Genomic DNA, 21,416 nt, shown 5'->3' with positions numbered 1-21,416 from the left:
CAGGCTTGGTTCGAGGTGGCTGGGGGTACTCACACAGTCATTTCATCATCGGGTACCGACAATTTATGCGACTCCCGCTCGAGCCGCTCCGCGATGGCATCGATCCGGTCGAAGTCGGCCTCGGAGGGCGCCCACCGGCCGGAGGCCAGGTCAACACGCCAGCGTCCCTCGCCGGTCCGGCGGAAGTCGTCGTAGCGGCCCAGCAGCGGCGTCCCCTCCTGCAGATAAAGGCTCAATGCCTCGTGCTCCAGGCCGGGCGGGGCGTCCCCGCTGGACTTCAGGACGCGCCACCAGGGCACGCTGCTGCCATAGTGGCTCATGACCGAACCGACCTGGCGCGGGCCACCGGCGCCGAGGAGTTCCGCAACGTCGCCGTAGGCCACCGCCGTGCCGGCCGGGATCAACGCCACGAGCTCCAGCACCGCCTCCACATACTCCGTCCGCATCGGTCCAGCCTAGCCGTTCCGGACTCCGGAACCATGTCCGGGCGGCACGCGGGCACGGCGGTCAGGAACTGTCAGTGGCAGCAGTTACCGTTGAAGCATGAGCACTTGGAACACCCTCCCCCGCGCAGCCTTCGACCTCGAAACCACCGGGCGGAACTCCCGCGCGGCGCGGATTGTCACAGCATCCATCACCGTGGTGGACTCCGACGGCGGGATCGTCCAGGAACACGAGTGGCTCGCCGACCCCGGCGTTGAGATTCCCACCGAGGCCAGCGACATCCACGGCGTCACCACCGAGAAGGCCCGCAGCGAAGGCCGCCCCGCCGCGGAAGTGACGCGGGAGGTCGCCGCCGTGCTCCAGGAGCTCTTCGACACGGGTGTGCCGGTCATCGCCTTCAACGCCAGCTACGACTTCACCGTGCTCGCCGCCGAGTCGGCCCGCTACGGCGTCCCGCAGTTGAGCCGCTTCCCCGTGCTGGATCCATACGTCATGAACAAGCAGGTGGACCGGTACCGCAAGGGCAAGCGCACCCTCACCGCATTGTGCGAGGAGTACGGCGTCAATCTGGACAACGCGCACACCTCCGCGGCCGATGCCCTGGCAACCCTTCGGATGCTCGATGCCATGGCCGGAAAATTCCCCAAGCTCAGGATGCCGGCGAGCAACCTGCACCAGCTCCAGGTCGAATGGGCCTCGGCCCAGGCCGCGGACTTTCAAAGCTACCTGCGCAAGACGAAGCCGGCCGCTGTGATCGAAGGCGACTGGCCCGTCCTGCCTCCCGAGGATGCCAGCCGGGGCGACTTCTAGGATTTCGGAACGCCGGGATTCCGGACGCCCGGGCGCCGGGCGGGAACACTTCTTAAAACGAAACGTTCGCCGGCGGAACGGCTTAACTAGTCCCCCGCTGCGCGCAAATCCAGTGATTGCGACGGAGGTCACACCGCCCGTGGCGTCCACCTGCCGCCCGCTCCGGCGCCGATGATTCCGCGCCACCCCGCCAGCACTATCAGGATCACCGCCGATCATGCATGTCCCTGAAGATAGTTCGCAGAACGCACACACCAGCTCTGATTTGTTCGGATTGAATGGGCGCCCACGTCGGATGACACAATTATCTTTCGCGGCGTGTCTGCTCCACCCGGCGCCCAAGCCAGCGGCCGGGGGCCCGATGAGCCTCCCGCGACCCACTGAATTTCAGACGAAAGTGATTGCGTGATGAAAAGCAAAGCCTTGAAGTGGCTGACCACCGTTCCCGTGGCCATCGCCGTGGCGGTTTCCCTTGCAGCCTGCGGCGGCGGTTCGGCCCAGTCAACGGCGTCACCGACGGATGCCCTCCAGGGCAGCGACCAGAAGTCCTTGGACAAATACACCACCAAGGACGTCACTCCCCTGGACCAGATCGACAAGTCCAAGCTCGGCCTGATCACCGATGGAACCCTGACAGTGGGAACCCTTTCGGACGCGCCGCCGAACATCTACATCGACCAGTCGGGCAAATTCACCGGCTACGACAACGAGCTCCTGCGCGCCATTGCGGACAAGCTGGGCCTCAAGGTGGAGTTCAAGGCCACCGGCTTCGCCTCGCTGCTCGCCCAGGTCCAGAACAAGCAGTTCGACCTCGGGTCCTCCTCAATCTCCACCACTGACGCCCGCCGCAAGACCGTTGGCTTCACCAACGGTTACGACTTTGGCTACATGGCCGTGGTCGCCAAGAAGGACTCCAACATCAAGGGATTCAAGGACCTGACCAAGGACACCCGCATCGCCGTGGTCCAGGGCACGGTGCAGGATGACTACGTCACCAACACCCTCCAGATCGAGCCGGTCCGCTTCGAGGACTACAACACCGCCTACGCCAACGTGAAGAACGGCCAGGTCGACGCCTGGGTCGCTCCGTCCCAGCAGGCCACCGGCCAGGTCAAGGAAGGCGACGGCACTGTCATCGCCGAGTCGGTGGTAAACACCCAGAACTTCACTGCATACGCCGTGAACAAGGAAAACCAGCCGCTCATTGACGCGCTGAACTCCGGCCTCGACGCCGTAATCGCCGACGGCACCTGGTCCAAGCTGACCAAGGAATGGTACCCGGACCGCGAGACCCCGGCCACGTGGTCCCCGGGTTCCAAGGCCGTCACTGTTCCGAAGTCCTAGTCCATGGATGCACTCGATCAACTCATAGGCAGCTTCTTCGACTGGGAGGCGATAGCAGCCGTCCTGCCGCAAATGCTTACGGTCGGCCTGCGCAACACCCTGATCCTGGCGATCGCCTCGGGAGTGCTCGGGTGCATCCTGGGCATGGTCCTGGCCGTCATGGGCACGTCCCGCAGCACGCCGCTCCGGTGGCTGTCGCGGATCTATACGGATGTGTTCCGCGGGGTCCCCGCGATTGTGGTCATCCTGCTGATCGGCATCGGGCTCGGGCCCGTCGTCCGGGAACTGACCGGATCCACGAACCCGTTCCCGCTCGCCATCTTCGCCCTGACGCTCATGGCGTCGGCCTACATCGGCGAAATCTTCCGCTCAGGCATCCAGAGCGTGGAAAAGGGCCAGCTGGAAGCCTCCCGTGCCCTGGGATTCAGCTATAACTCATCCATGCGCCTGGTGGTGATTCCGCAGGGCATCCGGCGCGTGCTGCCGGCGCTGGTCAACCAGTTCATCACGCTGATCAAGGACTCCTCCCTGATCTATCTGCTCGGCCTGCTCGCCAGCCAGCGCGAGATCTTCCGGATCGGTAACGACGCCGCCGCCAACACGGGCAACCTGTCGCCCCTGATGGCCGCGGCGTTCATGTACCTTATCCTGACCGTTCCGCTCACCCACTTGGTCAACTACATCGACAACCGCCTGCGCACCGGCCGTCCGGAGAAACAGCAGCCGGACGACGCCGCCGCCCTGATCGGGAAGGGAGCACAGCCTTGAGCGAATTCGCCTCCGGCTCGCTGACCGGCAAGAACCTGCACTTGTCCTTCGGCACTAACCATGTCCTCCGCGGCATCGACCTGGACGTCCCCACGGGCACCACGGCCTCGGTGATCGGGCCCTCCGGCTCAGGGAAGTCCACGCTCCTGCGTGTCATGAACCGCCTGATCGAACCGGACCAGGGCGACATCCTGCTCGATGGCCGCTCGGTCCTGAAGGACAACCCGGACGAGCTGCGCCAGCGGATCGGCATGGTGTTCCAGCAGTTCAACCTGTTCCCGCACAAGACCGTGGTGGACAACGTCTCGCTGGCGCTGCGGAAGCTGCGCAAGCTGCCGGCCGAGCAGGCCCGGGCCGAGGCGCTCGAGCAGCTCGACCTGGTGGGGCTCAAGCACAAGGCCGACGCACGTCCTGCCAACCTTTCCGGCGGCCAGCAGCAGCGCGTCGCCATTGCCCGCGCCCTGGCCATGAAGCCGGAGGTGATGTTCTTCGATGAGGCCACCTCCGCCCTCGACCCCGAGCTCGTCAAGGGTGTGCTGGCGCTGATGGCCGACCTCGCCAAGGGCGGCATGACCATGGTGGTGGTGACCCACGAGATGGGCTTCTCCCGCAATGTCTCGGACACCGTGACGTTCATGGACGCCGGCGTCGTCGTCGAGTCCGGTCCGCCGGAACAAATCTTTACCAGCCCGCGGACCGAGCGACTGCAGGGGTTCCTCGCGGACGTTCTGTAGTTCGCCAGCGCCAAGGCAGCTTTAATGACTGATGGCACCCGCAACAGCGGGTGCTATCAGTCATTAACTCGTTAAGAGCTGCAGGCTACGGCTTGGCGCCGGCCGCCGCCTTCGCCGCGGCCGGGAGGGCGTCGAAGATCCGGTTCATCGCGGCATCGTCGTGCGCGGCGGAGAGGAACCAGGCCTCGAAGACTGACGGCGGCAGGTAGACGCCGGAGTCCAGCATGGAGTGGAAGAACGGGGCGTAGCGGAACACTTCCTGGCCCTGGGCGTCGTCGTAGTTGTGGACACCCCGGGCGCCCGTGCCGAAGGCCACGGAGAACAGGTTTCCTGCGCGCTGGATGGAGTGGTCCACGCCGGCTGCATCGAGTGCGGAGGACAGCGCCGCGGAGAGTTCCAGCGAGCGGGCATCCACGAACGAATAGACCTCGGGGGTGGCGTATGTGAGGGTTGCGACCCCGGCGGCCATGGCCACCGGGTTACCGCTCAGCGTGCCGGCCTGGTAGACGGGGCCCAGGGGCGCCAGGTAGTCCATGACCTCCGCGCGCCCGGCGAGGGCCGCCGTCGGCATGCCGCCGCCAATCACCTTCCCGAACGTCAGCAGGTCCGGGGTCCACGGCTCGGCGGCGTCGGCGGCGCCTCCGGTGAGGCCCCAGTAGCCGGAGTAGCCGGTCCGGAAGCCGGTCAGGACCTCGTCGAGGATCAGCAGGGCGCCGTGCTCGCGGGTGATCCGGGAGAGGCCGGCGTTGAAGCCGTCGCCGGGGGTGACCACGCCCATGTTGGCGGGAGCGGCTTCGGTGATGACGGCGGCAATGCTGTCACCGTGCTTGGCGAAGGCGGCCTCGACGGCGCCGAGGTCGTTGTAAGGCAGCACGAGGGTCTCCGCGGCGGTCGCGGCCGTGACCCCGGCCGAGCCGGGCAGCGCGAGGGTCGCCAGGCCGGAGCCTGCGGCGGCGAGGAGGCCGTCGAGGTGGCCGTGGTAGCAGCCGGCGAACTTGATGATCAGGTTCCGGCCGGTGAAGCCGCGGGCCAGCCGGACGGCGGTCATGGTGGCCTCGGTGCCGGTGGAGACCATCCGGACGCGTTCGGCGGCCGGGACGCGCTCCTTGATGATGGCGGCGAGGTTGGCCTCGTCCGGCGTGGAAGCTCCGAAGGAGAGCCCGCGGTCGACGGCGGCGTGCACGGCTGCCAGGACCTCCGGGTGGGCGTGCCCCAGCAGCGCCGGGCCCCAGGAGCAGACGAGGTCGACGTAGTCGGCACCGTCGGCGTCGGTCAGGTAGGCACCCTTGGCGGACACCATGAACCGCGGCGTCCCGCCCACGGAGCCGAAGGCGCGCACGGGTGAGTTCACGCCGCCCGGCATCAGCTGGCGGGCTCGGTCAAAGAGTTCCTCGTTGCGAGGCATGCTGGAAGTCATGGTTCCTATTCTTTCAGTTCGCGGCCAGGTCAGTGCGCGGCCAGCTCAGTTGGCGTTAAGCAGCGCGGCCACGCGGGGCGCCACTTCGGTGCCGAACAGTTCAATGGAGCGCATCATGGCCGGGTGCGGCAGGGTGCCGTTGCTGTACTTGAGATCAAAGCGGTCCACGCCAAGGTTCTTTTTGAGCAGGGCGATCTTCGCGGCCACGGTTTCCGGCGACCCGACATAGAGGGCACCCTCGGGCGTGCACATCGCGTCGAACTCGCCCCGGCTGGCCGGGCCCCAGCCGCGTTCGGCCCCGATCCTGTTGCGCTGATCGAGCCAGTGCGGGAAGAACTCCTCCCGGGCTTCCTCATCCGTGGCGGCAACGTGGCCGGGCGAATGCGTGGCCATCTGCTGCATCGTGTGCCCGTACTTGGCCATGGCCTCCCGGTAGAGGTTGGCCAGGGGCGCGAAGGACCGCGGCTGGCCGCCGATGATCGCGAAGATGATCGGGTAGCCGTACTCGGCGCATCGCAGGACCGACTCGGGGGTGCCGCCGACGCCGATCCAGGTCGGCAGAAGGTGGTGTTCCAGCGGCGGATAGACGCTCAGGCCGCTGATGGCCGGCCGGGTACGTCCTTCCCAGTGGACCGGTTTCTGCGCCCGGACCTTGTCGAAGAGCTCGAGCTTTTCCTCGAAAAGGACCTCGTAGTCCGCGAGGTCCAGGCCGAACAGCGGGAAGGACTCGATGAAGGACCCCCGGCCCAGCATGACCTCTGCCCGGCCGCCGGAGATGGCGTCCACGGTGGCGAAGCGCTGGAACACGCGGATCGGGTCATCGGAGCTGAGCACGGTCACGGCCGAGCCGAGCCGGATGTTCTTCGTGCGGGCGGCCGCCGCGGCCAGGAAGACCTCCGGGGCGGAGACCGCGAAGTCGCGGCGGTGGTGCTCCCCCACCGCGAAGGCGTGCAGTCCGATCTGGTCCGCGAGTTCAGCCTGTTCCAGGAGCTGGCGAAGCACCTGGGCGTGCGGGACGGGATGGCCGTCCGGGAAGACCCCGACGTCGCCGAAGGTGTTCAGGCCCAGGAGGATGCGGTGGGGTCCCACCGGCGCCGTGGGTGTGGAATCGAGCGGGGCGTTCGGGGTTTCGGGTGCCGTGTTCATCGGGATTCCTTCAGCCAGCCGGCGAGCTCGCTCGCCCAGTAGGTCAGCACCATGTTGGCGCCGGCGCGTTTGATGCCCAGGACGGACTCGGTGATGGCGGCCCGGCGGTCGATCCAGCCGTTCGCGGCGGCAGCCTCGATCATCGAGTACTCGCCGGAAATCTGGTAGGCGGCCACGGGGACCGGGCTCATGGCGGCGACGTCGGCGAGGATGTCCAGGTAGCTCATGGCCGGCTTCACCATGACCATGTCGGCGCCTTCGGCCAGGTCCAGGTCGACCTCGAGGATGGCCTCCCGACGGTTGGCGGCGTCCATCTGGTAGGTGCGGCGGTCGCCGGTCAGCTGCGAGTCGACGGCCTCGCGGAACGGGCCGTAGAACGCGGAGGCGTATTTCGCGGCATAGGCCACGATCGCGGTGTTGGCGTGCCCGGCGTCCTCCAGGGCCTGCCGGATCACGGCGACCTGGCCGTCCATCATGCCGGAGGGGCCCAGGACGTGGGCGCCGGCGTCGGCCTGGGCAACCGCCATCCGGCCGTAGATTTCCAGGGTGGCATCGTTGTCGACGTAGCCGTTGGCGTCCAGGACGCCACAGTGGCCGTGGTCGGTGAATTCGTCGAGGCACACGTCGCTCATGACCACGAGTTCGTCGCCGACCTCGGCGCGGACGTCCCGGATGGCTTTGTTCAGCACGCCGTCGGGGTCCAGCGACGCCGTCCCGCGCGCGTCCCGGACGGCGGGGACGCCGAACAGCATGATGCCGCCGACACCCAGCTGCACCGCCTCGGCCGCGGCACGCCTGAGCGAATCGGTGGTGTGCTGCTGCACGCCGGGCATCGAGGCGATCGGGTTGGGCTCGGTCAGGCCTTCGCGGATGAAGGCCGGCAGGATGAGCTCCGAGGCTGAGAGCCGGTGTTCGGCCGTCAGCCGGCGCATGGCCGGGGTGGTGCGGAGCCGGCGGGGGCGGTGGGTCGGGAAGCTCATATGGTGTCCTTTGCTGAGGGCTCTGCGACTGACGGATGCGTTGGTGGCTGCTGGTGGTCAAGGGACCGGACGACGGCGGCAACCAGCCCGGACGCCGTCGGCTCTTCGGCGACGGCGTCGACGGTGAGTCCGAGGGAAGCCGCCTCGGCCGCCGTCGAGCGTCCGATGGCGACGAAACGGCAGTTGCCCAGCGGGGCGAGGTCCGCGTGGATGCGGCGGGCGGCGCTGGGCGAGGCGGCGACGACGGCGTGCAGCCGGCCGGCACCGATTTCGGCTTTGGCCTCGGCCGCGGTGAGCACGGCGGGCGGCGGAGCGTCCTGCCCGGCTGGACTGCTTCCTTGCGTCAAGGCCGCCTGCGGTGGGGCCGGCGGGGAGGCGGGCAGGGCCCGGCGCGGATCGGCCGGATAGTCGACGGTGTTGTACGCGGTGACGGCCTGGACGGCGGCACCGCGGGCCTCGAGGCCCTTGCGCAGCCGGGGGTCCGCAATGTCCGCCTGGGGCAGGAGCACGCTGCCCTGGTTCGCGGGCCAGATGTCGAGCAGGCCCGTGCCGGATTGCTGGCCCGTGGGTGCGAGGTCGACGCTGATGCCCCGGGATTCCAGCACACGGCGGGTCGCCGGGCCGATCGTGGCCACGAGGATGCTGCCGGGCAACCAGCTGCTGAGGGAGGCACCGCGTTCCGCGGCTTTCGCTTCAAGTGCCTGGACGGTGGTCACGCTGCTGACCACGAGCCACGTGTAGGCCCCGGCACCGAGGGCGTCGAAGGCGACGTCGAGGGAGTGCTGGTCGCTGGCCTGCTCGAAGTCGATCAGCGGCAGCAGCAACGGCTCGGCACCGACACGGCGGAGGGCCGTGACGAGCTCCCCCGCGCGGTCCGGGCTGCGGGCAACCAGCACGCGGGCGCCCTCCGGCACGCTCATGCCGGCTGGCCCGCCCGTGTTGTTGCGGTCGCTGTGCCGTCCCATGAAGTGTGGAATCCGCGGTTCAGGAAGCTGCCAGGTCCGCGATGTCGGCGGCGCCGCGGGCCAGCAAGACTTCCGCCAGCTCGATCCCGAGCAGCGTTGCCCCGACCTCGGTGAGACCGTCGGTGGCCTTCTTGTCGCGGACGGTTGCCGTGCCGTCGACCGCGCAGACCACCGCTTCGAGGTGGAGCATGCTCCCCTTGCGGTAGGCGTAGGCGCCCACGGGGGCGGCGCATCCGGCCTCCAGGCGGGCCAGCAAAGCGCGTTCGGCCGTGACCGCGAGCCGGGTGTCCGGATCATCGAGGGCCGCGAGGGCCTGCGCCAGGACGCCCTGGGAGCCTTCCGTGGACCCGGCCCTGCGAGGCGCGTCGGCGGTGCGGCATTCGATCGCCAGGGCACCCTGCCCGGCGGCTGGCAGCATGATGTCCGTTTCGAGGTACTCGCTGACAGCGTCGAGCCGGCCGATCCGGTGCAGTCCGGCGGCGGCGAGGACGACGGCGTCGAGGTCGTTCGACTTGCCGTCAACGACAGCGTCGTTCGTGTTGCCCGACAGGCCGGGGACGCGCCCCAGCCGGGTGTCCACGTTGCCGCGGATGTCACGGATGTCCAGGTCCGGACGCACGGCGCGGAGCTGCGCCGCGCGGCGCGGCGAGCCGGTGCCGACGCTCGCGCCGCTCGGCAGGTCGGCAAGTTTGAGCCCGTCGCGGGCGCACAGCACGTCCCGGACGTCGACGCGTTTGGGTGTGGCCGCCAGGCTCAGGCCGAGGGCCGGACCGGTCGGGAGGTCCTTCATCGAATGCACGGCGATATCGCAGGAGTCCTGCAGCAGGGCGTCGCGGAGCGCCGCGACGAAGACGCCGGTGCCGCCCATCTGGGACAGCGAGCCTTTGAGGACATCGCCGTCGGTCCGGACGTGGACGAGCTCGACGGGGAACCCGCCGACGGCGGCCAGCTGGTCCGCGGTCTGTTGGGTCTGGGTCAGGGCGAGCTTGCTGGCGCGGGTGCCGATCCGGACGCTCATGCGGTCCCCCGGCCTGCCGCCGTATCAGCCGTGCCCGCCGCCGTGCGCGAAGCCACCGCTGCGGCCGGGTAGGGATCGTGTCCGGTCCCTACGGTCGTGTCGGCTCCGGCGATGGTGGGCTTTTCGCCGCGGAAGTTCGCGCAGCAGCCGGGACGGCAGACGTCGTACCAGGGGCCGAGCTTGGTCAGGTGCGGCCGGTCGGCGATGTTGTTCGCGACGGTCCGCTCGCAGATGAGGTCCACGAGCCCGGCGACAAACTTGCGGTGCGTTCCGGGCGTGGGGACGCGGGTTGCGGCCAGCTCCAGCCGGGCGCAGGTCTCAAGCGCCTCCGTGTCCAGGTCCCAGACCACTTCCATGTGGTCGCTGACAAAGCCCAGCGGCACAATCACGATGCCCTTGACGCCCTGGCCCGCGAGCTCCTCGATGGCGTCGTTGATGTCCGGTTCGAGCCACGGCACATGCGGGGCGCCGGAGCGGGACTGGTAGACGAGGGACCAGGGTGCGGTCAGGCCCGTCTCATCTTCCACCCGGCGGATGATCTCAGTGCCGGAGGCCAGGTGCTGCGCGGCGTACGCGGAGTCTTCCTCAAAAGTGCGCGGCTCGCCCTCGGACCGGCCGGCGGCCTCGGCGTCGCGGGTCGGGATGGAGTGCGTCGCGAACAGGATGTGCACGGGGGCGTCCGGGGTGCCGGCCGCGGCCAGCTGGGCGCGGACGTCGGCGAGTCCGGCGGCGGTCCCCTCGATGAAAGGCTCCACGAAGCCGGGGTGGTCGAAGTACTGGCGCACCTTGTCGACCTCAAGCTTGCCGTCGAGTCCGGTTTCGGTCAGCGCCATGCCGATGTCCTCGCGGTACTGGCGGCAGCTGGAGTAGCAGGAGTAGGCGCTCGTGGTGAGCATGAGGACCTTGCGGTGGCCGGCGTCGTAGATCTCCTGCAGGGTCTGCGGGATGTACGGGTCCCAGTTGCGGTTGCCCCAGAACACCGGCAGCGCGATGCCGCGGGCGGCAAGTTCGGCCTCCAGGCCGGCCTTGAGCTGACGGTTCTGTCCGTTGATGGGGCTGATGCCGCCGTTGGCGCGGTAGTGGTGCGAGACCTCTTCGAGCCGTTCGTCGGGGATACCGCGGCCGCGGGTGACGTTGCGGAGGAACGGGAGGACGTCCTCCTGGCCTTCGGGGCCGCCGAACGAGGCGAGGAGCACGGCGTCGTACTCCTTGGGGGCCATCCGGCCGGCCTCGGTGACGGCGTTCACGGCCGTTACTGAGGCGGCGGATTCCTGGGGATCCAGCGGGCTCATGCCAGGACCTCGGCAATCTCGGCGGCGGTGACGCGGCGGCCGGTGTAGAACGGGATTTCCTCGCGGACGTGGTGCCGGGCTTCGGTGGCCCGGAGGTGGCGCATCAGGTCCACGAGGTCCACGAGCTCGGGGGCTTCCAGTCCGAGGATCCATTCCCAGTCGCCCAGGGCGAAGGAGGAGACGGTGTTGGAGATGACCTGGGGGAAGTCGCGGCCCAGCATGCCGTGGTCGCGGAGCATGGCACCGCGCTCGGCGTCCGGGAGGAGGTACCACTCATAGGAGCGGACGAAGGGGTAGACGCAGAGCCACTCTGCCGGTTCCACACCGCGGGAGAACGCCGGGGTGTGGTTCTTGGCGAACTCGGCCTCGCGGTGCACGCCCATGGCGGACCAGACGATCTCGGTGCCGGCGAACAACTTGCTGCGCCGGATGTCCCGCACTGCCCGCTGCAGCGCTTCCGGCCGGGGACCGTGCAGCCAGACCATGATGTCCGCGTCGGCCCGCATCGCCGAGACGTCGTAGCTGCCGCGGTGGACAACCCCGGCGTCGGCGAGGCTTTTCATCAAGGCCTCGAAGTCCTCAGCGGCATCGGCGCCGCGCAGGATGTCCGCTGACCGCTTGAAAACGGTCCAAAGGGTGAAGAACTGCTCAGTTGAATCCTCCGGCGCCGATGCCCCGGCGACTGATTCTCCGGGGGCTGACATTCCGGTTTTAGTGACAGATTCGGCAGAAGTGTGGCTCATGCATACCAGTCTGCCTCCTCTCCCCAGCTAAGTCGAAAAAAAGCACTTCTACAACGCGTAGAAGTGCTTTATTTCACATGCGGGAGGCGGGTCCGCGGGGAAGGGTCCTGTCAGCTCCGGCGCATTCGAAGGACCGCGACGCCGGCGCCGAGCGAGAGCGCTACCAGAGAGATGCCCCAGCCGACCAGCGGGGACGGCCCGGCCGGTTCCAACGTCGAGGTTGCCTCGAGGGAGGTGTTGCCGGAGTGGCCCCTGGCCGGGGCCTGGGTCTGGGTCTGGGTCCAGCCGGTTGTGTTTGAACCGGTTGGGGACGGATGCGGCCTGGCCGGCGTCGAGGCCGTCGGCTGCGTGCCGGTACCGCTGCCCGCGGCCGGCACCGCGGTGCCGGACTGGGGTTCAGCCGCCGGGTCGGCGCCCGCGCTGCCCGGTGCCGGCTGGCCGGGGGCCTGTTCGGTGGGAGCGGTCCCGGCGGGAACTCCCGGAGCCGGGGCCGCGGGCGGCGCGCCGGGGTCCTGCGGTCCGGTGGGCGGTGCAACTTTCGCGGACGGCGTGCCCGACGGCGGCGGGGTGCTGGTGTGCGGGGCCGTGGGTTCGGGATTGCTGGGCTCGGGGTCGCTGGGTTCCGGGTCGCTGGGTTCCGGGTCGCTGGGCTCGGGGTCGCTGGGTTCCGGGCTGCTGCCCGGCGACGGGGTGGCCTCGCCCGGGTCGGCGGACGGCGAGGGGCTCGGAGTCTTTGAGGAGCCGAGCAGGCTGTCCAGCACGTCGTCGAGGCCAAGGGTCAGTGAACCCTGCGCGGACGGTGCGGTGGACGCCGCCGCGGACAACCCGGTGGCCGCCTGTGAGGCAGGAGCCCCGACGGTGGCAGCCAGTGCGGCCCCGAGCGCGACCGCCGCCGCACCGCTTCGAAGGCCCCGATGGCTCCCGGTCTTCGTTGTTGACACCTTGGACCTGAAAGTAAACATGGTCATCGAGCCTAGCCGGAATCGATCGGCAGGAAAAACTTGCAAAAACCGCGAATTTCCGGCACGAAACCACCGGGACCGGAGGGGTTCAGGGTGCCTTTGGAGCCGCTGGGATTCCTGTGACTGAAGGGGCGTTTGGGACTCGGGGAGCCGCGTTGTGGGCAGCCAAATTCAGTGCAACCAACTGAACTCAGCGGCGGTCAGCGCAAGCCGCGTTCAGGGCAACAGCCTTCAGGGCAACAGCCTTCAGGGCAACAGCCTGCGGACCTGCTGCGGGGTGTCGGCGACGATCGCGGCCAGGCCATTGCCGGACAGCCAGCCGCCCACCACGGCAAGCGTGCCGTCCGCGGCACAGATGCTCCGGACGGCCGCGACGCGCTGCCTGTGGCCCAGCGACGCAAACGGCAGCGCACCAGCCCAGCGGACCACGTCCCAATCGGCCACGTCCCCGGCGCCGACGGGCACGGCCAGCAGAGCCGAGGCATCAGCCAGCGCTGCGCGGAAAAGTTCATCGTCGGAGCGCGGCGCTGTGGCCAGTCCGCCGCCGCGGGACTCGGGCATTGCCCGGGGAGTAACAGCCCTGGGAGCTGCGCTCCGTCCGTAGGAGAGCCGGAGCACATGCCTTCCCGGGCCTGCCAGCTCCGCCAGCCAGGCCCATTTGGCGGTGGCGTGCGTCAGCGCCTTGGCCTGCACGCCCGGGCTCTGCGGCGCAACAAGCACGCCGGTGCCGCGTGGCGCCACGTCAAGGGCCGGCAGGTCCACCACGAGCGTGACAAGGCTGACGTCGGGTCCGGCATCGGGGCGGTGGCCGGCAAGTTCCGGCAGGGACTCCTCAAGCAGCCCGACGGCGGCGGGACCTTCGACCGCAACCACGAGGAGCCCGGCGTCGAATGTGGTCTGGTCTGTGGCCACGCGCCAGCCGTCGGCTGTGCGCCGCACTGACCGGGCCGGGGTACGGGGCAGCAGGGTGACGCCGCGCTGACGCAGATCGGCCAGCAGGGCGGCGACGAGCGTGTGCATGCCGCCGCGCAGCCCGGCGACGGCGGAGCCGGCCTTCTGGAGCCCGGCGGCCTGGGGCTTCGCCGCCCCTGACGGTCCGGCCATGGCGGTCGCCGCTCCCCTGCGCTGGGCCGCGACGGCGGCGGCGAGGGAACCGTGCTGACGGATGCCGGCCCGCAGACCGGGGGCCACCATGTCGACGTCGAGCGCTGAGGGATCGGCCGAGTGGACGCCGCCGACCACGGGTGCCACGAGCCGGTCCAGGACCCGCCTGCCCATCCGCCGGCGGACCAGGGCTGACACGCTCGTGGCCCCGGCAGCGGTGCCCAGCGAGGCCGGCAGCACGGCGTCGACGGAGGCGCGGAGGGAACCCAGCAAGCCCAGCGACCGGCGGACTTCCGGGTCCCACGGGCTCGCCGGGATGCCCAGCACACCGGTCTTGGGCAGTTCCCGGGGACCGTCAGGCAACTGGACCCAGGCCCCGCCGGGGTTCGGCGCGACGATCTCGCCGGCCAGCCCAAGCTCCGCGGCGAGATCGGCTACGGCGGCGGTGCGGGTGGCGAAAGACTCCGCGCCGCTGTCCAGGGTCAGTCCGGCCACGGCATGGCTGCCGACGCAACCGCCCCAGTCCTTGCCGGCCTCCAGGACGGTGGTGCGGACCCCGGCCCGGGCGAATTCCCGTGCCGCAAGCAGCCCGGAGATCCCGCCCCCGATCACGACGGCGGTGCCTTCCCCGGGAGTCCCGGCGGCGCCTGCGTCCACGCCGCTACTCCGGAGCGATGGAGTGGATGAGTTCGACCACGCGCGTGAGCACCTCAGGATCCGTCTCCGGCGGCACCCCGTGGCCGAGGTTCACGACGTGCCCTGGCGCAGCGGAGCCGGCCGCGATCACCTCGCGGACGTGGGCTTCGAGGACTTCCCACGGCGCCGAAAGCAGTGCCGGGTCGATGTTGCCCTGCAGCGGAACGGTGCCGCCGAGGCGGCGGTTGGCCTCGTCCAGCGGCAGCCGGTAGTCGACCCCCACGACGTCGACGCCGACGTCGCGCATCGCGACGAGCAGTTCCGACGTGCCGGTGCCGAAGTGGATCAGCGGTGCGCCGAGGTGCCGGACATGGTCCAGGGCACGGGACGACGCCGGCGCAACGAAGCGCTGGTAGTCGGCCAGTCCCAGCGAACCGGCCCAGGAGTCGAAGAGCTGGCCGGCGGAGGCGCCGGCCTCCAGCTGCGCGCGGAGGAACATCCCCGAGGCATCGGCGGCCCAGTTGGCCAGGGCAGTCCAGGTCTCGGGGTCGGCGTGCATCATGGTGCGCGGGCCGAGGTGGTCGCGGGAAGGCTTGCCTTCCACCATGTACGCGGCAAGGGTAAACGGCGCACCGGCGAAGCCGATCAGCGGGGTGCTGCCGAGCTCGGCCACCGTCAGCCGGACGGCCTCGCGGATGGGCTCCAGGGCCTCCCAGGTCAGCTGCGGCAGGGCGGCAACGTCCGCTGCCGTGCGGACCGGCTTGTCCAGGACGGGTCCGACGCCGGGCACGATGTCCACGCCGACGCCGGCCAGCTTGAGCGGGATGACGATGTCCGAGAAAAAGATGGCGGCATCGACGTCGTGGCGGCGGACCGGCTGCAGGGTGATCTCGGAAGCCAGCTCGGGGCGCAGGCAGGAGTCCAGCATCGCGACGCCCTCACGTACCTTGAGGTACTCGGGGAGTGATCGGCCGGCCTGGCGCATGAACCAGACCGGACGGCGGGAGGGCTTGCCGCCGCGGTAGGCGGTGATCAGCGGCGAATCCGCGGTGCGGCCGTCCATCAGCGGGTGCCCGGCATCGAGGCCGCGGGCGGCGGCGCCCGCGGTGGGGCCATCATTGGCGGCATTGCCGGCTGCGCCGTTGTCGGACGTACTGAATGTGGTCGTGCCGGCACGGGCCGCAGCGCTTGGAGTCATGACTTCGATTGTGCCCAAATTTGTGCCCAAAAGATAACGACAGCCTGTCACGCCGGCCCTGACACTGGCCATGAGTGCCGCGCCGTGGCGGGAATCACAGGCCAGGGTGCCTGAGCCCACGCCCGGACAGTTGTTCTACGAGGGCACGAAAAAGCTATGATGGTGATGCTGTGGTTCTTTTTTCATTGGTGGCTACACACGCCGACATCGACCTCGAAACCGTTGCTCAGTTGAGCACCGGCGCTTCAGGGATCGCCACATCCGCCCTCGCCGGATCGCCGGCCGTGGCGGGTGCCGTTGTCCTTGCCACCTGCAACCGTCTTGAAATCTATGGTGAAGCCCCCCATCCGGACGCCGTCGCCGCGGCCCGGGCGGCCCTCATCGCCCACATCAGCGGCGCCAGCGGACTCAACGATCAGCTCGTCTCCCGCGCTTTCAGCACCCGCACTGGCGCCGAGGTCAGCCAGCACCTCTTCTCCGTCAGCTCCGGGCTGGACTCCGCAGTGGTGGGCGAACGGGAAATTGCCGGGCAGGTCCGCCGCGCCTTGATCACGGCCCAGCACGAGGGCACCGCCAGCTCCGGCCTGGTCCGGCTGTTCCAGGCCGCGTCCAAAACTGCCAAGGACGTCGGCGCCCAGACGGCGTTGGGTTCGCGCGGGCTCTCCATCGTCTCCGTGGCCCTGGACCTCGCCACTGACCTGTCGGAAAACCCGGACTGGTCCGCCAAGAAAGCCGTCGTCTTCGGGACGGGCGCTTACGCCGGTGCCACCATGTCCCTGCTGCGCGAACGCGGCTGCACCGACGTCTCTGTCTATTCCTCCTCCGGCCGCGCCGCCGGCTTCGTCGCCACCCGGGGCGGCACGGCACTGGACGAGGACACGCTTCCGGGCGCAGTTGCCGCGGCCGACGTCATGATCGGCTGCAGCGGCTCCGACAGCCGGGTCGAGGCGGACGAAATCGCCCGGATCCGGGCGAACTCGCCCCAGCCGCTGATCGCGATCGACCTCGCCCTGACCCATGACTTCGACCCCGCTGTCGGCGACCTCGACGGCGTCGAACTGCTTACGCTGGAATCGGTCCGGCTGGCCGCACCGCAGGAACAGGCCGAGTCGCTCGAACAGGCCAGCAGCATCGTGGCCGGGGCGGCCAGCGCCTTTGAGCAGGAGCGCGAGGCCAGGAGCGTCGACTCGGCGATCGTCGCCTTGCGCCGCCACACGATGAACGTCCTGGACGCGGAAATGGAAAAGGTCCGGGCCCGGCACGGCTGCACGGCCGCCGCCGAAGAAGTCGAATTTGCCCTGCGCCGCATGGTGAAACAGCTGCTGCACGTCCCCACCGTCCGGGCCCGCGAACTGGCCTCCAACGGACAGCAGGACGCCTACATTGCCGGTCTTGAGGCGCTGTACGGCATCGCGGTGGAGCCCACCGCCGGCGCAACGGTTCCAGGTGCCGCCGGGTCCGCGGCCGCGTGCCCCGTGGACCACAACGCTGTTGTCCATAACCCCGGTGTCCATAACCCCGGGGACCTCGGCCCCGCTGCCGGCGACATCCGCGAAACCGCGTAGCTACTCCGCGCGTTCCCGCACCGCGGCTTATCCCTGGATAATCCGGGGATTATCCGGGGAAAGCGTTGATTCCGGTCATTTCGGCCGACACCTGCCACAGCCGTGTGGCAGCCTCCCGGTCCACCGCGTGGGCATCCACTCCCCTGACCCTGGCCTCGGGCGATCCGGGCACCGTGGCTTCGGCGATGTCACAGTCCTCGCAGTAGACGCCGCCCATTCCTTCGAGCGCCGGCGCCGTCGCGGCCCAGACCGAGGTGGCCGCGCCCTGCGCGGGTGTCTTGAAGCGCGGGTCGAGCTTGCCGTGTTCGTCCATCCATCCCGCGGCGATCATCTCCTCCCGCGGCAGGTGCCGCTGCAGCTCCGTCATGATCCCGCCGGGATGTACTGCGAAGGCGCGCACGCCAAAGTTCCGGCCCAGGGCGTCGAGCTGGACGGCGAAGAGCGCGTTCGCCGTCTTGGCCTGGCCGTAGGCACGCCACTTGTCGTAGCCGGCGTCGAAATTGATGTCATCGAAGCGAATGGCCGAGAGCTTGTGGCCGGTCGAGGACAGCGCGACCACGCGGGCCCCCTGCGCCGCGGCAAGCGCCGGCCACAGCAGGTTGGTCAAGGCAAAATGGCCCAGGTGGTTCGTGGCGAACTGTGATTCCCAGCCGGGTCCCACCCTGCGCTCCGGACTCGCCATGATGGCTGCGTTGTTGATGAGGATCTCCAGGCTGCGGCCTGCGCCAGACGCCGAGCCGGGCGCCGAGCCGGGCGCCAGGCCGGCCAGGAAGCCGGCGGCGAACTCCTTCACACTGGCCAGGTCCGCGAGGTCCAGCTCGGCGACGCTGACGCCGCCAGTGGTTGCCGGCGTCAGACCGGCCGCGGCGAGGACGTCGCGGGCATGCTCCGGCCGCCGGGCCGGCACCACGACGGCGGCGCCGGCGGAGGCCAGCGCCCGCACGGTCTCCAGGCCCAGCCCCGAGTACCCGCCCGTGACAATGGCGGTCTTCCCGGTCAGGTCGATGCCGGCAATGACGTCGGCCGCCGTCGAATCCCGGCCGAACCCGGAGCCGATCTTCCGCTGGGGCGTCACTGTATTTTCCTCGCTCATGACATTTTCCTCGCTCACGACCAAGCCTTTCGGTTAAGGGCGCCGCTCAACGGAGCGTTCATTCGGGTGCCGCGACCTGGCCGCCAATGGCCAGCCACGGCTCAGTACACCGGTTTCCCGGGTTCCACGTCCCTTACCCAGGCGAGAATGCCGCCCTCGAGGTGGCTGACGCGCTCGTACCCGGCGGCGCGGGCTGCGGACAGGACGGCGGCGGATCGTGTTCCGGCCTTGCAGTGGAAGACAATTTCGGCTTCCTGGGGCAGTTCCTGCCACGCCTCGCCGGCAAGGATGCGGCCTTGCGGGATCAGCTCCGACCCCTCAATGCGGACGATTTCGTATTCTCCCTGCTCGCGCACGTCCACGAGGCGGAAGTCCTTGAGGCCGGCCTTGCGGGAGGCCAGCATGGTGGCGAGCTGGGTCGCCGTCACGGTGTGCTCGGTACCGGCATCCGCCGTTGGGGTGATCCCGCAGAAGGCCTCGTAATCGGTGAGTTCGGTGATCCGCGCCGCCGCCGGGTCCCGGGTCACCTTGATCTCGCGCCAGGTGCCGCCCAGCGCGTCATAGAGCGCCAGCCGGCCCAGCAGGGAGCGGCCGACGCCGGTGATCAGTTTGACGGCCTCGGTCACCATCAGCGCTCCGACGGCGGCGCACAGCATGCCGAATACGCCGCCTTCGCCGCAGGACGGCACGGATCCGGGCGGCGGCGCCTCCGGGTAGAGGTCCCGGTAGGTGGGCCCGAACTGTTCCCAAAAGACGCTGACCTGGCCGTCGAAACGGAAAATCGATCCCCAGATGTAGGGCTTGCCGAGGATGGCGGCGGCGTCGTTGACGAGGTACCGGGTGGCGAAGTTGTCGGCGCCGTCCAGGATCAGGTCGTAGCCGGCAAAGAGTTCCAGTGCGTTGGACGCGTCGAGGCGGACGTTGTGGCGCCGGACGTCCACGAGCGGGTTCAACGCCGCTATGGCATCGCGGGCGGACTCGATTTTTGGCCGGCCCACATCCGCGACACCATGGATGATCTGGCGTTGGAGGTTGCTGAGGTCGACGTCGTCGTCATCGACGATGCCGAGGGTGCCGATCCCGGCGGCGGCGAGATAGAGCAAGGCCGGGGAGCCGAGGCCACCGGCACCGATCACCAGGACTTTCGCGTTCTTGAGGCGTCGCTGGCCGATCGCACCGATCTCCGGAATGATCAGGTGGCGCGAGTAGCGTTCCACCTCCTCCGGGCTGAGGTCCGCAGCCGGGTCAACCAGCGGTCCGGGCCGCGGATCCAGCTGCGTCTTGGGGGTTGCGGGGGCACCGGCGGCGGTGAACTTGGAAGCCATACTTCAATCTATGCCCGAAGATACCACCAGGTCATATTACCCGCGCGTAAGGTGTAATTGAGTGCAAGGTAGTTCAGTACGAAATGCAGATGAGTGCCATTGCGCGCAATGGGGTGAAAAGGGAAAGAAGGCCGACAGTGGTTCATCAGGCACCGTTGGAGCGGGACGAGTCCGGTAAGCCGCCGGCAGGGCAGGCTCGGAGCGGACAGCGCTCGGCCCGCCTCCCCCGCGACGAACGCCGGGCGCAGCTGCTGGCGGCCGCGCAGGAAGTTTTCGTGGCGAACGGCTACCACGGTGCCGCCATGGACGAGATCGCCGAGACTGCCCACGTCAGCAAGCCGGTGTTGTACCAGCACTTCCCTTCCAAGCGGGACCTCTACCTGGCTCTGCTGGACAGCCACCTCAGCAAGCTGACCGACCTGCTGCTTGGCGCCCTGAACTCCACCACCGACAATGACGAGCGCGTCCAGGCCGTCATGCGCGCCTACTTCCGCTTCATCGCCCACGACGACCAGGCGCACCGGCTCGTCTTCGAGTCGGACCTGATTAACGATCCTGACGTCAGTGCGCGGCTGGAAACGTTCAACAAGACCTTCGCCGACGCCGTCGCGCATGTCATCGCCGAGGACACCAAGCTTCCTGAGCTGGAGGCCCAGCTGCTGGGCCGCGGGCTCGCCGGAATGGCCCATGTGAGCGCCCGGTATTGGCTGGAAACGGACGGGAACCTGGATCTCGATGTAGCCAGCGACCTCATCTACCGTTTAGCTTGGCGCGGAATCTCCCGCTTCCCCAAAGAGACCTAGAGTACAACTAGAGATTGACCTTAGACATTTTTGGACGTTGATTGGCTGGGAGGCCTTGCTGTGGAAGTAAAGATTGGTATTCAGAACATTGGCCGCGAAATTGTCCTCGAATCGGCCCAGGACGCCGACGCCGTCGCCAAGGTAGTCGGCGACGCGATCACCAAGGGCAGCGAACTGCGGTTGAAGGACGACAAGGGCCGCCTCGTGATCATCCCCGCCAATGCCCTGGGCTACGTGGAAATCGGGGCAGAAGAGGCCCGCCGCGTCGGCTTCGGCGCCCTCTAGCCCCGTTCTTCTCACTGCCGCTTCTCTACTGGCTTTTTCATCATCGTTTCTTCGTCATCGTTTCTTCACCAGCGTGAGGTGTCCTGAATGCTTTCCCTGATTGTGGTCGCCTTGGTGACCGTTGCTGCGGGTTTCGTGGTGTGGGCCAACGACAAGCGGCACCAGAAGTACGGCGTCGCCGTCCCGGCGGGAGTCGCTGCGTCCGTCGGCATGCTCAGCTGGATCATCTTCATTGCGGCCGGGCTCGGCTACCAGCCGGGCCTGACCTGGATCCCGTGGATCCTGCCGATGGTCCTGGGCACCGCAGCCTCGATCGCGGCCGTGGTGTACCTCGGCAAGGCCCGGACCCGGCAGGACACCGAGCGGCTCACCAGCATCCTGAAGCTCTAGCTCGTTAGACCCGCGCAGCCGGTTTCCGCGCGCATCCGTGACCACGCACCCAACAGGGTGCGTGGTCACAGTTCGTTTGGGGTCCGATCACGCCGCACGGAACCGTGTCCATCATCTTTGTCGTACCCCAGAAATAGACTCGAGCCATGGAAGCCGTCAGGGATTTCATCAGGGATTTCGCCGCTTGCGAGGACGAGGCGCAGGGCACGGACCGGGGTGCAGCCCCGGTCCGGCCATCCGGTATCGACGCCGCCGTGGCCGCGCTGCGGGCGGTGAGTTCGACGGCGGTGGAGGATGCGGGCTCGTGGGGCTTCCGGGCCGCGGCGGACTTCGCCGGCAGCGTGGAGGAACTCTCCCGCACGGTGGAGTATCTGCAGCTCGTCGCGGCCGCCGC

At 68.7% G+C, this 21,416-nt stretch carries 21 protein-coding genes and 1 pseudogene; 9 read left to right on the top strand and 13 right to left on the bottom strand.

Translation table 11 applies throughout. The annotated features are described in order from the left end of the window. Positions 1-29: 29 nt before the first annotated feature. Complete coding sequence (locus tag AC1DXI_RS03075) at positions 30-446, bottom strand: MGMT family protein (protein ID WP_476937391.1); 417 nt, start codon at positions 444-446, stop codon at positions 30-32. 97 nt (positions 447-543) lie between these two features. On the opposite strand from AC1DXI_RS03075, the gene AC1DXI_RS03070 reads away from it, so the two are divergent. The 4 genes from AC1DXI_RS03070 to AC1DXI_RS03055 all read left to right on the top strand — a co-directional run bounded on the left by AC1DXI_RS03070 (position 544) and on the right by AC1DXI_RS03055 (position 4,100). Further along, positions 544-1,254 carry a 3'-5' exonuclease gene (locus AC1DXI_RS03070; protein WP_018773857.1) on the top strand — a complete coding sequence of 237 codons (711 nt, stop codon included), beginning with the start codon at positions 544-546 and terminating at the stop codon, positions 1,252-1,254. 408 nt (positions 1,255-1,662) lie between these two features. Then, on the top strand, positions 1,663-2,598 hold the full coding sequence (locus AC1DXI_RS03065) for an ABC transporter substrate-binding protein (RefSeq protein WP_476937492.1): 936 nt from the start codon (positions 1,663-1,665) through the stop codon (positions 2,596-2,598). A gap of 3 nt (positions 2,599-2,601) precedes the next feature. Next, the gene (locus tag AC1DXI_RS03060; protein ID WP_476937390.1) at positions 2,602-3,366 is read left to right on the top strand and encodes an amino acid ABC transporter permease; all 765 of its coding nucleotides are present in this window, start codon (positions 2,602-2,604) and stop codon (positions 3,364-3,366) included. Further along, a complete protein-coding gene (locus AC1DXI_RS03055) occupies positions 3,363-4,100 on the top strand; it encodes an amino acid ABC transporter ATP-binding protein (protein ID WP_018773854.1) in 738 nt (245 codons plus the stop codon). The genes AC1DXI_RS03060 and AC1DXI_RS03055 overlap by 4 nt, the downstream gene beginning before the upstream one ends. Before the next feature lie 85 nt (positions 4,101-4,185). Here the strand turns inward: AC1DXI_RS03055 and hemL are convergent, their stop codons facing one another. From hemL to hemE, 10 genes are all read right to left on the bottom strand, one after another. Continuing rightward, on the bottom strand, positions 4,186-5,517 hold the full coding sequence (hemL, locus tag AC1DXI_RS03050; RefSeq protein ID WP_476937389.1) for a glutamate-1-semialdehyde 2,1-aminomutase: 1,332 nt from the start codon (positions 5,515-5,517) through the stop codon (positions 4,186-4,188). A gap of 45 nt (positions 5,518-5,562) precedes the next feature. Beyond that, positions 5,563-6,663, bottom strand: a complete 1,101-nt coding sequence (locus AC1DXI_RS03045; protein ID WP_476937388.1) for an LLM class flavin-dependent oxidoreductase — start codon at positions 6,661-6,663, stop codon at positions 5,563-5,565. After that, a complete protein-coding gene (gene hemB, locus AC1DXI_RS03040; RefSeq protein ID WP_476937387.1) occupies positions 6,660-7,643 on the bottom strand; it encodes a porphobilinogen synthase in 984 nt (327 codons plus the stop codon). The genes AC1DXI_RS03045 and hemB overlap by 4 nt, the downstream gene beginning before the upstream one ends. Further along, positions 7,640-8,608 (bottom strand): uroporphyrinogen-III synthase, encoded by a 969-nt coding sequence (locus AC1DXI_RS03035; RefSeq protein WP_476937386.1) that lies wholly within the window; start codon positions 8,606-8,608, stop codon positions 7,640-7,642. The genes hemB and AC1DXI_RS03035 overlap by 4 nt, the downstream gene beginning before the upstream one ends. 19 nt (positions 8,609-8,627) lie before the next feature. After that, complete coding sequence (gene hemC / locus AC1DXI_RS03030) at positions 8,628-9,626, bottom strand: hydroxymethylbilane synthase (protein WP_476937385.1); 999 nt, start codon at positions 9,624-9,626, stop codon at positions 8,628-8,630. Continuing rightward, positions 9,623-10,918, bottom strand: a complete 1,296-nt coding sequence (locus tag AC1DXI_RS03025) for a ferrochelatase (protein ID WP_476937384.1) — start codon at positions 10,916-10,918, stop codon at positions 9,623-9,625. The genes hemC and AC1DXI_RS03025 overlap by 4 nt, the downstream gene beginning before the upstream one ends. Continuing rightward, entirely contained in the window at positions 10,915-11,661 is a 747-nt protein-coding gene (hemQ, locus tag AC1DXI_RS03020) for a hydrogen peroxide-dependent heme synthase (protein WP_028277195.1), read from the bottom strand. The genes AC1DXI_RS03025 and hemQ overlap by 4 nt, the downstream gene beginning before the upstream one ends. A gap of 110 nt (positions 11,662-11,771) precedes the next feature. Beyond that, the gene (locus AC1DXI_RS03015) at positions 11,772-12,623 is read right to left on the bottom strand and encodes a hypothetical protein (RefSeq protein ID WP_476937383.1); all 852 of its coding nucleotides are present in this window, start codon (positions 12,621-12,623) and stop codon (positions 11,772-11,774) included. Between the two features lie 246 nt (positions 12,624-12,869). Further along, the gene (hemG, locus tag AC1DXI_RS03010) at positions 12,870-14,384 is read right to left on the bottom strand and encodes a protoporphyrinogen oxidase (RefSeq protein ID WP_476937382.1); all 1,515 of its coding nucleotides are present in this window, start codon (positions 14,382-14,384) and stop codon (positions 12,870-12,872) included. 4 nt (positions 14,385-14,388) lie between these two features. Beyond that, positions 14,389-15,561, bottom strand: coding sequence for a uroporphyrinogen decarboxylase (hemE, locus tag AC1DXI_RS03005; RefSeq protein WP_476937381.1), 1,173 nt, complete (start codon positions 15,559-15,561; stop codon positions 14,389-14,391). A 170-nt stretch (positions 15,562-15,731) separates the two neighbouring features. Here hemE and AC1DXI_RS03000 point away from each other — a divergent pair, with 170 nt between their 5' ends. Next, positions 15,732-17,126, top strand: coding sequence for a glutamyl-tRNA reductase (locus tag AC1DXI_RS03000; RefSeq protein WP_476937380.1), 1,395 nt, complete (start codon positions 15,732-15,734; stop codon positions 17,124-17,126). Positions 17,127-17,175: 49 nt separating this feature from the next. Here the strand turns inward: AC1DXI_RS03000 and AC1DXI_RS02995 are convergent, their stop codons facing one another. Together AC1DXI_RS02995 and moeB are read right to left on the bottom strand one after the other, a co-directional pair. Then, positions 17,176-18,219 (bottom strand): SDR family NAD(P)-dependent oxidoreductase, encoded by a 1,044-nt coding sequence (locus AC1DXI_RS02995; protein ID WP_476937379.1) that lies wholly within the window; start codon positions 18,217-18,219, stop codon positions 17,176-17,178. Positions 18,220-18,320: 101 nt separating this feature from the next. Beyond that, complete coding sequence (gene moeB, locus AC1DXI_RS02990) at positions 18,321-19,544, bottom strand: molybdopterin-synthase adenylyltransferase MoeB (RefSeq protein WP_476937378.1); 1,224 nt, start codon at positions 19,542-19,544, stop codon at positions 18,321-18,323. A gap of 83 nt (positions 19,545-19,627) precedes the next feature. Between moeB and AC1DXI_RS02985 the strand changes: the two genes are divergently transcribed. The 4 genes and pseudogenes from AC1DXI_RS02985 to AC1DXI_RS02970 all read left to right on the top strand — a co-directional run. Continuing rightward, on the top strand, positions 19,628-20,347 hold the full coding sequence (locus AC1DXI_RS02985; RefSeq protein WP_476937377.1) for a TetR/AcrR family transcriptional regulator: 720 nt from the start codon (positions 19,628-19,630) through the stop codon (positions 20,345-20,347). A 60-nt stretch (positions 20,348-20,407) separates the two neighbouring features. Further along, positions 20,408-20,632: a DUF3107 domain-containing protein gene (locus AC1DXI_RS02980; RefSeq protein WP_476937376.1), complete on the top strand. Its 225-nt coding sequence runs from the start codon at positions 20,408-20,410 to the stop codon at positions 20,630-20,632. 87 nt (positions 20,633-20,719) lie between these two features. Continuing rightward, the gene (locus AC1DXI_RS02975) at positions 20,720-21,022 is read left to right on the top strand and encodes a hypothetical protein (protein WP_018773839.1); all 303 of its coding nucleotides are present in this window, start codon (positions 20,720-20,722) and stop codon (positions 21,020-21,022) included. Positions 21,023-21,168: 146 nt separating this feature from the next. Continuing rightward, positions 21,169-21,416: pseudogene (locus AC1DXI_RS02970) on the top strand (hypothetical protein); the annotation flags it as partial.

It is taken from the genome of Arthrobacter sp. P1_H7 (assembly GCF_056405215.1).
This window is presented reverse-complemented; position numbering and strand designations above follow the sequence as displayed.